Source organism: Ruegeria sp. BF10, from assembly GCF_056538725.1.
On the sequence record NZ_JBQFTR010000002.1, the window covers coordinates 639,690 to 656,319 of the forward strand.

Below are 16,630 nucleotides of genomic sequence, written 5' to 3' on the forward strand. Positions count from 1 at the left end.
CCCGGAGGCTGCTGACACCGTGATATCCATATTGGAACCCACTCGACTGTCCCCAATTGCCCCATCGCTCATTCGCGCAGTGCCTGATCCTTTATTTTAACAACCGGTTGCAGAACATAATCCAGCACTGATTTCCGGCCAGACAGAATGTCCACTTCGGCGATCATTCCAGGTATGATTTCGACTGCTATGCCATTCCCGTCAAGCATGGTGCTTTTGGTTCGGATTTCGACCACAAAGACCTCTTCGTCATTCCGCTCTGATCGTGTGACCGTGTCTGCACCGATGCGGATGATTTCACCATCCAACGCCCCGTATCGTGCGAAATCATAAGCCGTGATTTTGACCTTCACAGGCTGACCCGCGTGCAGAAACGCAATGTCCTCAGGCTTTACATAGGCTTCAACCAGCAATGTGTCGTCCAGCGGCACGATTTCAACAAGGTCCTCTCCACTGCGGGCGAGACCGCCGATGGTTGAGCGATGAATCCGGTTTACAATGCCGCGTACCGGAGACCGAACCTGCGCCCTTGACGCCCGGTCGCGCAAAGCGGGCAGGGCGGGTTGCAAAGCAGCCAGCTCGGCAGTGGCAAGCGCCAGGTCCGTCAGCGCGGCGCTGCGAAACCGGCTTCGCACCGCCTGAATCCGATCGTCGATTTCGTCCAGGCCCGTTTGCAATCTGTTGGTTACAGCTTCTGCCCGCACCTTGCGACCGCGCCATTCGGCTTCACTCCGCCGCAACGCAAGCAATGTTGTTGCAGGCTCCATTTGACGCTCGACCAGCGGCGCCATGATCGCCCTTTCTTCGGCCAGGACCAACAGGGTTTCCTCTGCCGTCACTTGATCGACCAGGCCTTCCTCAAACTCTCGCTGTTTTTGCTGACGCTGACGCTCCAGGATGGCTATTTCTGCCTCCAATTCGGCCCGCCGTCCTTGGTACAGCGCGGTTTCAGATTGCACGACGGTAGGCGCGCCGTTGATCAGTTGAACATCGAAATCCAGTTGTGCCCCATCAATTTCGGACCGAAGACGTTGGATGCGCGCCATCAGCCCGAACGCGCGTTGCTGTTCCTGACTGAGCTGACTGTCAATTTGAGTTGTTTCCAGTTCCATCAGCAGTGAACCTTTTTCGACCAGCTGGCCTTCGCGCACGTGCAACGACTGCAATACGCCGGGCTCGGTGGCTTCGATCAGCTGAATGTCGCCGGAAGGCACGATCCGGCCGTCCACGCGCGTGACATCGTCCAGTTCGGTCAGATGCGCCCACAGTACGGCGGCGATCAGGCAGAGCAGAATCACCAAAAGCAGCAAGGAACTCCGAACAGGAGAGCGTCCCTGCATCTCTCGTGCCAGAGTGGCCAGATCAGGATGCTGCGACATTCAGGTGCCTCCCTGTCCGACGAACATGTTGCGTCAGCATGCTTTTGGGGCCATCCGCCGCGATTTTCCCGTGTTCAAGGATGATGACTCTGTCAACAAGCTCCAACAGGCTGGTTCTGTGTGTAATGACAACCATGGTGGACTCTGCCGTGCATTCTTTCAGACGTTGGATAACCTGGGCTTCGGTTTTGACATCCATCGCGCTTGTTGGTTCATCCAGCAGGAGAACCGGCGGACGGCCTATGAGCGCCCTTGCCAGGGCAATGGCTTGCCGCTGTCCGCCAGAGAGGCCTTCGCCGCGTTCCGCGAGTTGAAGATCGTAACCCCCGGGATGGTTGGCTAAGAAATCCTCAACCCCGGCGGCGCGGCCTGCTTCGATCAGTTCGCGATCTTTGGGCCGGATTGCGCCACTTGCGATATTGTCTCGGACAGATCCGGAAAAGAGCCATATGTCTTGCAGGACGGATCCGATATTGCGGCGCAGATCGCCAGGATCGATCTGGCGTATATCAAGGCCGTCGAACGTAACAGATCCAACGCGCGGCGCATACAATCCCAGCATCAGACGTGCGATGGTGCTTTTTCCGCAGCCAATCTGACCCAGGATCGCCACTTTTTCACCCGGTTTGATCGTGAATGAAACGCCTTGCAGGGTATCTTCCCCCTGGTCAGGGTAGGAAAAATACACGTTGTTGAAGGCGATCTCTCCTTTGAAATGGGGCCGGTTCACCCATGTTCGGCCTTGTGGGCGTTCGCTTTCCGCCATCATCAGCGCGTTGAGGTTTCGGTATGCACTTCGGGCTTGGTTAAGCCTTGTCAACGTCTGAGCCAGTTGCCCCAAAGGTGCCAGGGCCCGCCCTGTCAGCATCACCGAGGCAACCAAAGCGCCCATGCTTGTCTGCCCGTCTGTGATCAGAAAAACACCATAAAATACGATCAACACCTGAGCAGATTGTTGCGTAAAACCGGTCAGGTTGAGGGCAAATTGTGTAACGGCCCGGCTCTGAGCACCGTGCGAGGATTGCCGTTCTATCGCCTGCTCCCAACGGGAACGCATTTGCCGGCCAGCGGCCGTTGTCTTTAGGGTTTCCAGGCCCGAGACAGCTTCGACGAGGACCGATTGTTTGGATTGCCCGTCAGACAGGCTCTTTTCTGCCATGCGGGACAGAAGCGGCTGTACGGCCAAACCTGTCAGCAGAACCACTGGTACGGCCAGAGCCGGGACCAATGCCAGTTGTCCGCCGACCAGGTAAATGACAAAAACGAACAACCCGATGAACGGCAGATCCACGACGGCAACAAGCGTTGCGGACGTAAAGAACTCGCGCAGGGTCTCGAATTCACGGATGGTACTGGTCATGGCGCCGGTGGAACCCGAGCGCGACTTCATCTGGATATTCAGAACGTGGTCGAAAATTCGCCGTCCCATCAGCAAGTCGGCTTTTTGCCCGGCCTTGTCGATGAACGCGGCCCGCAGCAGTTTCAGCGCGAAGTCAAAAAGAAGCGCCAGAGCCACGCCTGCCGTCAAGGCAATGAGCGATTCGGTTGCCTCATTGGGCAACACACGGTCATAGACGACCATAATGAAAATTGACGTCGACAAGCCAAGTAGGTTTGCCAGCGCCGCAGCAAGAGCAACCTGTACGTAAGTCCATCGATTGGCGGACAGTGCCGCGCGAAACCAATGACCTCGGTAAGCTGTGTGGCCGGCGTCCAGTTCATCTGTATGATTTCGCCGAAACAAGACAGCGAAACCGGTGTAGGATTTGGCCAGCCGTTCTTCTGAAACTTCGCCGATTCCTTCGCCAAGTTCCGGGTCATAGACCAGCAAGGCACCGTTTTTTGTGCGGCCATGGTACACAACGGCCTTGTTTTCGGTCATCAGCAACAAGGCCGGAGCCAATGCTTCGTCAAAACTCGTGATGCGCCGCTCGCCATAGCCCGCCTGTAGACCTGTGTTTTCCGCTACCGAGATGATGTCACGAACAGTCAGATCCCCGTCTGAACCGGTCTGCGACGCCTGGATCGTTGCAAGGGTCAGAGGGCGTTCAAGCGTCGCGGCAATGTTCAAAAGGCAGGCTTCGTAGCATGTCAAGCGAGCGCGGTCTTGCATTGATTCCAACGTGCTCATTTCACCTCGTTCCAATTGCCAAGCGAAATTCCGAGCAGGTCCAGAATGTCTCCGGTAAGGCTCAGAGCCGCGTAGTTGGTCAGAAAATAACTCTGTTCGGCCAGAATCAGGCGTTCTTGCGCATTTACGTAATCGCGTTGAGCGTCCAGGATTTCGATCAGGCTGCGACGCCCAATCGAGAACTGTGCGCGGGACGCAGTAACGCTGTCGGCATTAGCACTTGCCGCAATACGGGCCGCGCGCAGCCGTTCCGCGCCTGCTTTTTGATCGGATCGAATAAAGCCCAGCTCCCGCATGATTTCGCGAACCAATTGCTCTCTCGCGAATTCCGTTTCTTTCACTTTGGCTTCTGCTGCTGCGATGGCGGCGCGGCGTTGGCCGGTGCTGTCCAGCTCGTAGTTGAAAGAAAGATCGACGCCAAAATTTGCATCCCGAGTGTCATCCTGGTTGGCAAATGCGGCGACCCGAACATTCGGTTTCCGCCGCGCCTGAGCTGCCGACCACTCCGCTTTGGCTGCCAGCAAGCCAGCATCCGCCCTGCGGATCTGAGGGCTGTTCATCACGATCTGGGCATCACTTCTATTCAGCAGTGGGGCCGGTACAGGAGGGGGCAATGAGCCAGGAAAAGTCCCGAACACTTCTCGAAACCGCGCTTCGGCCCGATCAGTTCGTGCTCGTGCGTCAGCAAGTCTTGTACGTGCATCCGCCATTCTGGATTGTGCGGTCAGAACATTTGCATTTGAACCGGCGCCACCCGCTGTGCGTTCCGAAATCTGACGCACCAGTTCTTCATGGACCGAGACATTGTCGGCCGCGATGCGGAGCAACTTTCGTTGATCAAGGACAAGCACATAGGTCTCGATGGCGGCCAGAGCCGTGGCCGATGCCGTCTGAATTTGATCGCCCCGTGTTTCCAGAACACGTGCCCGGGCTGCCGTCAGATCCCCCGAGGCAGCCCCACCGTCATAAACCAATTGTGAAATTCTCAGATAGGGTGAAACATCTGCAATATCCGATTCGACCCGTTCGGACCGTGCATTTATTCCCAACGATATCTGTGGAAGAAAGGCGCCTTCGGCCGCATCTTGATTGGCTGATGCGATATCCATCCTGGTATTACTTTGCGCCAGTGTCGGGCTTGTCTCTACCGCCTGGCGCACGCGTTGCCCGAATGCACTGCTGCTGAGCTTTGCCGATGGCTTTGCTGCCCCGGCACCGGTGGTCCCGGGTGCAAAGGATACTGCCACTGAAGTCAAATCAGGAGGCGGCGTGCAGGCAGACAACGGTATTGCAAGCAGAGCGAACGCAACCCAGGACAACACTGCTTTACAGGAACGCATGGTGACCCTCCTGGCTGCAACGGTCCATGGCTTCTTCTTTCTGTTGTGCCGCAATCAACGCGTCCATGAACCCAGAAACACCGGTGGTCTGTTGTGTCAGAGAACCATCAGCTACCCGATCTGCGCGGGCATGAGCATGTGTCAGCCAGATACTATGGGTCAGCGAAATCTGATGAGCGTGAATCAGTCGCAAACCCCCATTCGAAGTAAGTAGTGACAAGTGCGCGCGGGGAATTTTCTCCAGGGCGTTCTGCGTGACGCCAAAATGCCCGCACGGGAACTCAACTCCGTGAAAAGAGTCAAGCGGACCAAACAATCCCATGTCAGCAAGAACACGACACAGATGAGTTGTGTATTTCATCGACTCTTTCAGGGCGCGAAAGAAAGCTGCGACTTTTTTCAGTTCCGGCGCAAATTGACCTGATTTGTCGAAGAAAGCTTCGTCCTCCGGATTGTCAGTGATAAGCCCCGCCGTTTCGTCGATAAGCAATTCGTCACTGCCGTCACCGTCCGGTTCAATCAGTTGTGGCCGAAACGGAGCACAGCGCAAGACGCAAGGGACATAAGTCGCGAGCCATTTGCCATGTGCTGATACAAATGGCGTAGGCTGGTTCGGTTGCATGGACAAAACAGCTATGGGGTAAAAGCCGTGTTCGGATTTCCGAAAAGTGATTGGAAATGTGGCGGCCGCCTGAAGAATTTCTGCGTCGACCACGGGGCAATTTGCCATAGTCCGTGCGAAATCGAACGAGGTGAACCGCCTCCAGAACCGATGACCATGTCGTCCAAGACTGACCGGAGTTAAGCCATTCTGTGCCATAACCGCCTCATGATGTTGAATTACGTCTGTATGTGCGCCGGTCCGGATCAGGCCGTTGCCCCGGTTGGGTCGGTGTGCAGGATGTTATCTGCGGTCAGGCCGCTCAGATCGCTCAGGTCTTGGAACGTGGCCACGGTTTCAACGCTGGCATCGTTCGCCGCCTGGAAATCTGCCTTGACCAGAACACTGTTTGTTCCGTCGGTTGCCATCACGTAAAGCTCATCGCCCGCCGTGGCTCCGGCAAGACTCTCGACAGCGGCTTCGATTGTGCTGAGGTTGAGGTCTGCGAGTACCGTGCTGAGGCCGACAAATCCGGTGTTTGTGCCCAAGGTGTCCCCTGCGGACAGCAATTCGAATCCGGTGCCATCACCGCGAAGCGTATTGGTGTCCAGCCCGTGGAACATCAGTGCGTCGGTTACATCCGCAGCCGGGCCAATCGTAAAGCCAGTCACAGTGTCCGTACCATTGTTGGTCGGGTCCGCCTCGAAGACGACGATGTCTCGCCCTGGCGCAGAAACATCAATGGTATCGTCGCCGTCACCGCCGCGCGTGATGGTGTCCGTATTCGCAGCGGTGAGTGTGTCATCACCATTGGTGCCAAACTGAACTGAGGTTGGTCCGCCATCAGACGTTTTGATTGTCAGCTCAATAGGTTGGCCGGAGTCCTGGATTGTCATGTTGAAGGTAACAAGCGGCTGAGAAAGATCTGTAAAGGTTGTCGCGGCGCCGGCAAAATTCATCGCGCCCCCGGCGCCCGGGCTGGCCAAGAACAAATCGAAGGCGTTGTTTTCCGAAACCGACGCCGCGTTGAATGTGACAACCGAAGGGTCAAATCCGAGCTCTGCCGTCAAAGCCAGACCGCCAGAGATATCGCGGTCGGCTTCGGCATAGATTGCGAATGTCACCGTAGATCCCGAGCGCCCAACTTCAGAGATCACATAGGCAGCGGATTCGTGCGCAACGGCTTGATCGGAAACCGGCAGCGGATCTGGTCCACCCGCAACTGTCGCCTGCGCGGAAAAAACAAGGTCATCACCTGCCTCCACTGCCGAAAAGTTGGACGCCGCGACAGCCAATGACCAGGATCCGTCTGCGGCCACCGTTGCAGATCCGACCGAACTGCCGTTTAACGTGACATCCACCGACTGGCCGATTGACAATCCGGTCGATGAACCGCCGAGAGTTATTCCGGAAGCTTTGGCATCGGTAAGAGCAATCGAATTGTTGACCCCGACATCGTTCAACGTCAACAGGGGGCGAAAATCTGTGGAAAGTGAGTTGTTCGCGGCTGCGGAACTGTTTCCGGCCAGATCGTCAACGGTGGCGGAAATGGAATAGGTCGTTCCGTCAGAGAGCATTCCAAGTTCACTTGCTGGAACGGTAACTGCCCACGCGCCATTTGATGCAACGCCTGTATAGGTTTGCCCGCCGAATGTGACCGAAACGGTCTGGCCATCTTCAGCCGTGGTCGTGCCTGAGATTGCAAGATCCACGCCCCTCTCGGTCACGTCCAACACGGCACCCACAGGCAGACTGTTTATGGTTATCGAAGGTGCTGTGAAGTCAGTGGCAAAGCTTGTCGTGGTTTGATTGTTGTTTCCCGCCGCGTCCGAGATCGACGCATTGATATTGTAAGTCTCGTCGTCTTGCAGGGCAGACAAATCTGTCACGGTTGCCGTATAGGTCCAAGCACCCCCGGTTACCGTTGCCGTTCCGGTGACGTCCGTAGTGCCGTCAGCGCGCGTGATTTCGACGGTAACAACGGTTCCGTCCGGCGCATCGGAGGTTCCTGACACGGTCAGGTCGGTTCCTTGTTCAACGGCGTTCATGACGGCCCCGTCGGATACGGTTGAAATTCCGACCGTCGGTGGCGTGAAATCGGTGGTAAAGCTGTTGTTCGCTTGCAGAGCCGGATTCCCGGCAGCGTCCGAGACATCCGCGGTTACGGTGACGGTCGCCGCGTCAGAAAGCCCCGACAGATCCGAAGCAGGTACAGTTACGCTCCAGTTGCCGCCAGTAACCGTTCCGCTATAGGACTGCCCGTTCAGACTGACGGTTACGATTTGTCCGTCTTCAGCTGACGTGCTGCCCGAGATGGAAAGATCCGTGGCGCGCTCGGCTGCGTTCATGACAGCTCCGTCCGAAAAACTGTCGATGCTGAGCGTCGGCGCGGTCACATCCTTGGCAAGTGTCACTACGGCCTGCGGTGCCGTCAGGCCACTGGCGTCGTCGACATCCGCTGTAACAGAGAAGTTGCCCCCATCCGATAAAGACGCCAGATCCCCAGCTGGCACAGTCACGTTCCAGGCCCCGCCGGATACTGTTCCGGAATATGTTTGACCATCGAGGGTTACGGTAACTTGCTGACCATCTTCAACATTTGACGTCAGTCCGCTGATGGTCAAGTCGGATCCGGCATCGACTGCGTTCAGTACGGAACCAACAGGAAGCGGTGATATCGAAATGGAAGGACCGGTCAGGTCCACGGGAACCGATACAAGAAGCGGTACTGCCGGATTGCCCGACACGTCTTCGACAGCAACCAGAACAGATGCCGGGACTCCGGTGGAAAGACTGCTCAGATCGGAATTGGGGATCGTTACACTCCAGCTTCCGCCAGAAGCGGTGCCGGTATGCACTTGTCCGTTGAACGTGACGACAATGGTCTGCCCGTCCTCTGCCGTGGTGGAACCGGTCAAGGCCAGGTCGCCGGCTACGTCGATCAGTTCTATCGAGCCGCCAGCCACGGGATCCAGAGAAACAGTTGGAGCAGTAAAGTCAGTATCAAAGCTTCCGCTGGCTTGTTGAGCGGGATTTCCCGCCGCGTCTGCAACATCAGCGGTAACGGCAATCGTCGCGCCATCAGGAAGGGCCGAGAGGTCTGCTGCCGGAACGGTGACGCTCCATTGTCCGTTGGATACCGTGCCCGAATAGTCTTGCCCGTTCATTGAGACGGTGACGGTCTGCCCGTCCTCTGCATCGGTTGTTCCGGTGATCGTCAGGTCCGTCGCCTGTTCGATCGAATTCAAAACAGGGCCATCGGAAAACCCGGTGATCGACAGGGTAGGGGGAATTGAATCAATATCGAACTTGACGGATTCGCTTGACAGTTCCGTGCCTGAATCGTCCAGATGTCTGACTGTCACCGTAGAGACGCCTTGCGGAAGCGCATTTGCTTCGGCCGCAGTGAGAGAAACGCTCCAGCTTCCGTCACCGTTGGGTGTTACGGTTTTGACCAGCGAACCTATCGTGACCTCGACTGTCGATGTTCCGTCTGGTGCGGCGGCATTGGTAATGGCGCTGTTCAATGCCGTTGCCTGAAGTTCAGCCAGGTTCAGGCTGGTATAGCTCGGTTCCGGTTGGGGTTGGGGTCCAGGCGCGACAGGTTCCGGGGAATCGCCGCCGCCGCCGCCACCTCCGCCCGCGGCGGCAGCTGCACCAGCCAGCCCGAGGCCGCCCAGTGCAGCCCCGGCGCCGCTGATTCCGCCAGCTGCTACGCCGGCTTCAGCTGCGCTGAACTGGGCGATTTCAGCAACCGCCTCTTCTGCGATCATGATTGCGCCGCTGTCCAGGACCTGTACGTTTTCCGCCGCCACGATCATCGTCCGACCGTCAGCCATTTTCAGAAGAACATCGCCGTTTTTCAGCAACTTGGCGGATCGCACACCCGGAATAGTCTCTGCGAACTGGAAGGCGTAAAGCTCTTCGATGGTTGCCTGTGACAAGGCAGGCAAGGCCATCAATGTGGACATGAGGCCGCCAGCCGCGCCGCGACCCGCCCAACGACCAAGCTTTCCATTGATCCACTGTTGAACTTGAGATTTGCGATCTCCGTCCGTCGAGTCAACCGCCGAACGATTGTTGGCCTCAGGTGCTTTGGTCATCTTGCCCTCGCATGTGGTGTCCGCGATCATCGCAACAGGAAAGGATGTGCTGTTTGGCGTTTTGCTCATCTGTCTTTCCCATTTGTTGCCTTTGCGATCGGACCTGAAAAAATTGAGTTAAACTGAAACCGAACTTCTCGTTTTCACCACAATTCTGCTTCGGTTTCGGTCTGCTCATCTGGTCATCTTGCCGTAACTGCCAGGGGTGGCGTGTGAGGTGATGGCTGTGATGCTTCAGTTCGAAAGTGTAGTGGCAACGGGGAGCACGGCGCTCGATTCAGGTATCGGCGATACGGCTTTAAAAACGCTTAACGGGAATACGTATCTCTACTCGGTGACCGGCCCAGGTGGCGGCGTCGCGGTCTGGCGGTTGGCCGAAGGTGCCCTGCCGCAGTTGGTTGATACAGAGTATTACAGCGGTTCGATCACCTTCCAGGTGGGGCGCAGTGCCACGCCGATCACGCTGGCGGGAACCGAGCAGATTGCGCTCGATATCAACACTGCCGTGGGCCTGGTCGGGTATGACGTGAACGCGGACGGAACGATCGGCGGCCTGAAGGAAACAGGTGTTCTCAACGGAGGCGGGGATATCTCGGCCATCGTACAGTTTTCACTTGGGTCTTCGGATGTCCTTGCGATGGCGCATGAGGATACCGGCAACATCGGAACCTATCATGTGAACGCGAACGGGACGCTCAGTCTTGCGGGTTTGATTGCCGGCACAGCGGATGCCATGCAGACGTTGCGGTCGGGTTCGGAACATTTTCTGGTCTCAGGTGACGCGGCAACAAACTCTGTCTCGACGTATCGCATCGACTCCGGCACCGGCACGTTAACCGAGATCGACAATGATTCGGCCCTCGGAACCCTTGGTGTTTCAACCCCAACGGATGTCGAGACCGTAGAGGCATACGGTAAATCCTGGGTCGTGGTGGCGGGGTCCGGCAGCAACTCTCTCAGTGTTCTTCAATTGAACAGCGACGGAAGTTTGAAGGCGACGGACCATGTGCTTGATACGCTTCATACGCGGTTTGAATCGGTTCAGGATCTGGCGGTCATAGACGTGAACGGGCGGGTCTTCGTGGTTGCAGGCGGGGGCGATGATGGCCTGTCTCTGTTCACTCTGACACCCGAAGGTCAACTGGTTCATATGGACAGTTTCGCGGATACGGTGGCGAGCGGCTTACAGAATGTCGAATCGATCAGCGTTGCGCATGTGGGTGATGAGTTGCAAATTCTCGTGACGTCACAACAGGATGCCGGACTGACAGTCCTGACTGTCCCGGTTGATGATCTTGGTGTGGTGCGCAAGGGGTTCGGTACCGTGAACGGGAGCGCATCGGACGATATCCTCAGCGGCGGTATTCTGGACACGACCCTTCTGGCTGGCGCCGGAGACGACATTCTCATTGCAGGGAAGGGTGCGACGACGATGTCGGGTGGTGCAGGGGCCGACATCTTCGTGATGCAGTCGGGTAGTGGTCTGACCACAATCACCGATTTTCAGGCGGGCCTGGATCGACTGGATATGTTCGATTACCTGCTGTTGCGGTCGCCTCAGCAACTCACCTTTACCAGCACGGCAAACGGGGCTCAGATCGAATATCGTGGCGAGGTCGTGCAGGTCCAATCCGCCTCGGGCGGCGCTTTGACAAGCACGGATATCTTTGGCGCAGGCTTCGCCGGACCGGATCATATTCCGGTGGATTTCGGGGACCTGGGCGGGCAGACCCCGGGCAGTTCTGATGGATTGGTCGGGCAGATTACGGTGGACAGTGGGGCGGCTAATCCGGGGCTGACGGATGCGGAAATCCGGTTCACGCCGGACGGCGGGGGTACGGTATCCGCCACCGCAGATGATCAGGGGCGGTTCGATCTGGAATTGCCCGATGGCACCTTTCCCGGAGTGCTGGACATCACCAAACACTATTCCACGGCAAGCGGAAAGATTGACGCGCTGGACGCTTTGCAAGTGTTGCGCATCTCGGTTGGTCTTGATCCGACATGGGGTCCTGCGACCGCGGAAAACCTGATAGCCGCAGACGTCAACAGGGATGGCACCGTAAACGCCCTGGATGCGCTTGCAATTTTGCAAGTCGCCGTCGGGCAGCCCACGGCCCATGACCCTGAATGGGTCTTTCTGGATGAGAACGCGGACCTTTCCGGGATTACCAAGGACAATGTAACCTATCAGACGGGTGTCGATGTCGTGGCGGTGGATGGGGTCATCAACGTGGACATGACCTCCATCTTGTTGGGAAATCTCGAAGCGGCCTGAGCGCCGAAAGATATCTCGGCCAAAGCAGGGTTGTACCTTTTTGAGCAGCAAGATGCGGATCGGCCTTCGCGGCGAAATTGACACGTCCCGGCCTCAGCGCTCGAATGCCGCCCCATGTCGCGGTGCTTTCGGTTTCGGCCCAAGCGTTGTCGCGCCTGCGGCTTCGTTATCTGTTCCATTCTTGTGCCTTCATGCAGAGATGGCCCAATAATTTCAATGTATTCTACCAGAATCGCAACTTGCCTGCGATAATCGCCTGACCTTCGGAACCGATGAGCCGCTCAAATTGCTGGTCGGACAACATAGGTCTTGGCGTCGGTGGAACAAATGTGACATAGCAGGCCGAGACATCAACACAGAGATGAAAATTAGTAACAATGGAAATATTGGCGCTTTCCATTCCGGAAGTGAAACTGATCACCCCGAAGCGTTTTGGCGATCATCGCGGGTTCTTTGAAGAAACCTACAATGCCGACAGTTTTGCGGCACAAGGGATTCATACGCAATTCGTTCAGGACAATCATTCCCTTTCGAGCACGGTGAACACGGTACGCGGATTGCATTTTCAGGCTCCGCCAAGGGCGCAGGCCAAGCTGGTGCGCTGCGGTCGTGGGCGGCTGTTTGATGTAGCGGTCGATATCCGCAAAGGCTCGCCCACCTATGGTCACTGGGTCGGTGAAGAACTGAGTTTCGAGAACGGGCGGATGCTGTTGGTTCCAGCGGGGTTCGCGCATGGGTTCGTGACGTTGGAGCCGGAGACCGAGATCGTCTACAAGTGTTCCGACACCTACGCGCCGGAAACGGAAGGCGCGGTTCGTTGGGACGATCCCGAGATCGGCATTGAATGGCCACAGAGCAATTCAGAACCCCAGCTGTCCGAGAAAGACCGGATCGCACCACTTCTGCGCGAAATTGAATCTCCTTTCGTATTCGAGGGCACACAATGAAAATTCTGGTTACGGGCGGGGCGGGCTTTATCGGCTCTGCCGTTATCCGTCGCGCGATTGCCGATGGGCATTCGGTCGTCAATGTCGATGCCCTGACCTATGCGGCCTGTCTGGACAATGTTGCCTCTGTTGCGGATGCGCCGGGATACGTTTTTGAACACGCGGATATCCGGGATGCGGCCGCCATGTCAGCGATACTGGACAGGCACCAGCCCGACGCGATCATGCATCTGGCCGCTGAAAGCCATGTCGACCGTTCGATCGATGGCCCGGCCGCGTTCATCGACACGAACCTGACCGGTACTTATGTATTGCTGGAGGCCGCACGCGCCTACTGGGTGGGTGCCGGCCGTCCCGAGCATTTCCGGTTTCACCATATATCAACCGACGAGGTCTTTGGGTCCTTGGGTAAAACCGGGTTTTTCACCGAAGACAGCCCATACCAGCCGAACTCACCCTATTCGGCCTCGAAAGCGGGATCGGATCATCTCGTGCGGGCGTGGCGCGAAACATACGGCCTGCCAGTGGTTCTTACCAATTGTTCCAACAACTACGGCCCTTACCAGTTTCCGGAAAAGCTGATCCCCGTGGTCATCCTCAGCGCGCTGGCGGACAAACCGATCCCGATTTACGGGAAAGGCGACAACATTCGCGACTGGCTGCATGTCGATGACCATGCAGAAGCCCTGTTGCTGGTACTCGAAAAGGGTGAACTGGGCCGCAGCTACAACATCGGTGGCGAGAATGAGATGACCAATCTTGATCTTGTCAGAATGCTGTGTTCGATCCTGGATCGCCTCAAGCCGGGTGAAACGCCCTATGCGGATTTGATCACGTTCGTCGCTGACCGCCCCGGTCACGATCAGCGCTATGCCATCGATCCGACACGGATTCGTACGGAACTGAACTGGCGCCCTTCCTATACGCCCAAAACCGGGCTGGAACAGACGGTTCAGTGGTATCTGGACAACAGCGCATGGTTGAACGCGTTGCAGGCCCGCAGCGGTGTGGGTGAGCGACTGGGTGTTGCCAAATGAAGGCGCTGGTATTCGGCCACGGGGGGCAGGTGGCGACCGAGTTGCGACGTCGCGGACAGGCGCATGGTGTCTTGGTTGAATCCTTGGATCGCGCCGCGGCGGACCTGTCTGACCCGTCGCACTGTGCAGACGCTATCCGGCATACGGATGCGAAAGTGATCATCAATGCAGCAGCCTATACTGCCGTTGACCAGGCCGAAGAAGAAAGCGATCTGGCGCAACGGATCAACGGAGATTCTCCCGGAGCAATGGCGCGTGCCGCCGCTGCCCGAGGCCTGCCCTTTCTGCATATTTCCACGGACTACGTTTTTGACGGTTCTGGTACGACCCTCCGGAGCACCGATGACCCGACCGGGCCTTTGGGGGCTTATGGTCGAACCAAACTGGACGGCGAACGCCAGATCGTAGAGGCTGGCGGCCACCATGCCATTTTGCGCACAAGCTGGGTGTTTTCGGCCCACGGAAAGAACTTTGTAAAGACCATTCTTCGACTGGCAGAGACCCGTGACAAGCTGACCATCGTCGCAGATCAGATCGGTGGGCCAACACCTGCTGCCGACATTGCTGAAACCTTGCTGAAAATGGCCAAGGCCGGCCCCGCAGCCAAAGGTGGCGTGTTCCACTATTCCGGGGCCCCCGATGCCAGCTGGGCGGATTTCGCCCGTGAAATTGTTTCTCAATCCGGCTTGTCGGTCGAAATCGAGGATATTCCAACCGAGGCGTACCCAACGCCGGCGCCCAGGCCGCTGAACTCACGTATGGACTGTTCGCGGCTTGAAAACGTGTTCGGAATTCAGAGGCCCGACTGGAAAGCTGGACTGGCCGAGATATTGAGCGAGTTGAAGTCAGCGACCAGCTGAACCTTGAAAGGACAGATTATGCAGCGCAAAGGCATTATTCTTGCCGGTGGGTCCGGAACCCGGCTTTATCCGATCACCATGGCGATATCGAAGCAATTGCTGCCGATCTACGACAAGCCGATGATCTTTTACCCCCTGAGTGTTTTGATGCTGTCGCAGATCCGCGAAATCGCGATCATCACCACCCCCCAGGATCAGGATCAGTTTCAGCGCCTTTTGGGGGATGGCAGTCAATACGGGTTGTCCTTGACCTGGATCGTGCAACCGTCTCCTGACGGTCTGGCGCAGGCTTATACATTGGCCGAGGATTTCCTGGATGGTGCGCCGTCGGCGTTGATTCTGGGTGACAACATTTTCTTCGGACATGGCCTTCCGGACCTGCTGCTCGAGGCGGATCAACTGGAGCGCGGCGGGACGGTTTTTGCGTATCGGGTCGCTGATCCCGAACGCTACGGTGTCGTGGATTTCGAAGGGAACAAAGCCCGCGCGATCGTCGAAAAACCCAAGGTGCCTCCGTCGAACTACGCGGTGACGGGTCTATATTTTCTGGATGGCGATGCTCCGGCCCGCGCGCATGAGGTCAAACCGTCAGAGCGTGGTGAGCTGGAAATCACATCGCTGCTGGAGATGTATCTGGACGAAGGTTTGCTGGATGTGCAGACCATGGGGCGCGGTTTTGCCTGGCTGGATACCGGCACGCACGGGTCTTTGCTGGATGCGGGAAACTTCGTGCGCACGATCACGGAACGTCAGGGTATGCAGACCGGAAGCCTGGACGAAATTGCCTGGGCAAATGGCTGGATTGGCGACGAAGCGCTTGATGAACGCGCGCGCCTGTTCGCCAAGTCCACGTACGGCACCTATCTGAAGGGGCTGTTGAGCTAGGCCGCGAACTGTCTCATGGTTACGTGTTCAGGCTTGATTTTGCTTGAGCCGCAAACGGCTTCGCGCTTTGTGATCAAGGTCTGAACGGGGCTGGTCGGGCATTCCGGCCATGCCAGACACCGCGCAAGAAGGCCCATTGCTTGGCGCGTTTTCTCGCTGAAAACAACACAGCCGGAGACAGCAATTGCAGCAGCGCCGATGCCAGGGCCCGACCAAAGGCCATCGGGACTTCATGTTTGCGGGCGACGTAAACCCGCGATTGCCCCATATACCAGCCTTTCAGGCCAGCGATGGCTGGACTTCCCGGCGAAGATTTGCCTCTGGCGTGGCGCATCCGCGCGTTGTGAACATAGAAAAGTGGCCCGCAAACGGCTTTGAGCCGCAGGCTCAGGTCATCGTCCTCATGATACAGAAAGATTTCGGGATCAAACCCGCCGACCGCCTCGAATGCTTCGCGGCGGACCAGGAAGGCCGCGCCGACGAGGACCGGCAATTCAAAATCGGAATCGGCTGTTTTCCTGGGCAGGGTTTCATTTCGGGGAATGATCACACTGTATCGCCTGAAACGAGGTGCCCCCTTCCGGTCCAGAATTGCAGGGTTGAAGGCTGACGCATCCGAATGATTGTCGGCCCCCTCTTGCAACGCATCCAATGCTCCGGGCAGCAAGTGAGAATCCGGGTTCAGAAAAAAAAGCAGGTCCGTTGTTGCCTTGGCTGCACCAAGGTTGCAGGCGCGGCCAAACCCGATGTTGTCGGGGCTTTCGATCAGAGTTGCGCCATGTGCCCTGGCCATTTGCCGAACCGCTTCAATATCATCCGAACCATTGTCGACCAAAATCGTCGGCACGCCTTTCGGAATGGAACTCAGCATCTCCGGCAGTACACCACTGCTGTTGTAACAAACGCTTATGACCGTAATCTGTGACAAACCTGCCTGCCGTGTCTGTGGAATGGGCCTGATCGTTACTTCCTCTCAAACACGGTTAGGGTCAACCCCGGTTCCAGTACGGCGGATCCGGGCTGCTGAATGCGGTCGGTGATCTTGTGCACTCAGTGACGGCAATCTGAG

Annotated in this window: 11 protein-coding genes; 5 read left to right on the top strand and 6 right to left on the bottom strand. The window is 57.1% G+C overall.

What is annotated here, in order from left to right; genetic code table 11:
• Positions 1 to 68: 68 nt before the first annotated feature.
• From ACR0DJ_RS12670 to ACR0DJ_RS12690, 5 genes are read right to left on the bottom strand one after another with little or no spacing between them, the layout of a single operon-like run.
• Positions 69 to 1,379: an HlyD family type I secretion periplasmic adaptor subunit gene (locus tag ACR0DJ_RS12670; protein WP_425079079.1), complete on the bottom strand. Its 1,311-nt coding sequence runs from the start codon at positions 1,377 to 1,379 to the stop codon at positions 69 to 71.
• Entirely contained in the window at positions 1,363 to 3,474 is a 2,112-nt protein-coding gene (locus tag ACR0DJ_RS12675; RefSeq protein WP_425079078.1) for a type I secretion system permease/ATPase, read from the bottom strand. Before ACR0DJ_RS12675 ends, ACR0DJ_RS12670 begins: the two co-directional genes overlap by 17 nt.
• A gap of 32 nt (positions 3,475 to 3,506) precedes the next feature.
• Positions 3,507 to 4,850 (bottom strand): TolC family protein, encoded by a 1,344-nt coding sequence (locus ACR0DJ_RS12680; protein ID WP_480685202.1) that lies wholly within the window; start codon positions 4,848 to 4,850, stop codon positions 3,507 to 3,509.
• Positions 4,837 to 5,670 carry a SapC family protein gene (locus tag ACR0DJ_RS12685; RefSeq protein WP_480685204.1) on the bottom strand — a complete coding sequence of 278 codons (834 nt, stop codon included), beginning with the start codon at positions 5,668 to 5,670 and terminating at the stop codon, positions 4,837 to 4,839. Before ACR0DJ_RS12685 ends, ACR0DJ_RS12680 begins: the two co-directional genes overlap by 14 nt.
• 47 nt (positions 5,671 to 5,717) lie before the next feature.
• Complete coding sequence (locus ACR0DJ_RS12690) at positions 5,718 to 9,623, bottom strand: beta strand repeat-containing protein (protein ID WP_480685205.1); 3,906 nt, start codon at positions 9,621 to 9,623, stop codon at positions 5,718 to 5,720.
• Between the two features lie 160 nt (positions 9,624 to 9,783).
• Between ACR0DJ_RS12690 and ACR0DJ_RS12695 the strand changes: the two genes are divergently transcribed.
• From ACR0DJ_RS12695 to rfbA, 5 genes are all read left to right on the top strand, one after another.
• Positions 9,784 to 11,832: a dockerin type I domain-containing protein gene (locus ACR0DJ_RS12695; RefSeq protein ID WP_480685207.1), complete on the top strand. Its 2,049-nt coding sequence runs from the start codon at positions 9,784 to 9,786 to the stop codon at positions 11,830 to 11,832.
• 377 nt (positions 11,833 to 12,209) lie between these two features.
• Positions 12,210 to 12,779: a dTDP-4-dehydrorhamnose 3,5-epimerase gene (gene rfbC, locus ACR0DJ_RS12700; RefSeq protein WP_170347126.1), complete on the top strand. Its 570-nt coding sequence runs from the start codon at positions 12,210 to 12,212 to the stop codon at positions 12,777 to 12,779.
• Entirely contained in the window at positions 12,776 to 13,816 is a 1,041-nt protein-coding gene (gene rfbB, locus ACR0DJ_RS12705) for a dTDP-glucose 4,6-dehydratase (protein ID WP_480685208.1), read from the top strand. The genes rfbC and rfbB overlap by 4 nt, the downstream gene beginning before the upstream one ends.
• The gene (gene rfbD, locus ACR0DJ_RS12710) at positions 13,813 to 14,676 is read left to right on the top strand and encodes a dTDP-4-dehydrorhamnose reductase (RefSeq protein ID WP_480685209.1); all 864 of its coding nucleotides are present in this window, start codon (positions 13,813 to 13,815) and stop codon (positions 14,674 to 14,676) included. The genes rfbB and rfbD overlap by 4 nt, the downstream gene beginning before the upstream one ends.
• Positions 14,677 to 14,694: 18 nt before the next feature.
• On the top strand, positions 14,695 to 15,561 hold the full coding sequence (rfbA, locus tag ACR0DJ_RS12715; RefSeq protein ID WP_170347133.1) for a glucose-1-phosphate thymidylyltransferase RfbA: 867 nt from the start codon (positions 14,695 to 14,697) through the stop codon (positions 15,559 to 15,561).
• Positions 15,562 to 15,634: 73 nt separating this feature from the next.
• Here rfbA and ACR0DJ_RS12720 read toward each other — a convergent pair whose 3' ends face one another.
• Complete coding sequence (locus ACR0DJ_RS12720; RefSeq protein ID WP_170347134.1) at positions 15,635 to 16,489, bottom strand: glycosyltransferase family 2 protein; 855 nt, start codon at positions 16,487 to 16,489, stop codon at positions 15,635 to 15,637.
• Between the last annotated feature and the right edge of the window lie 141 nt (positions 16,490 to 16,630).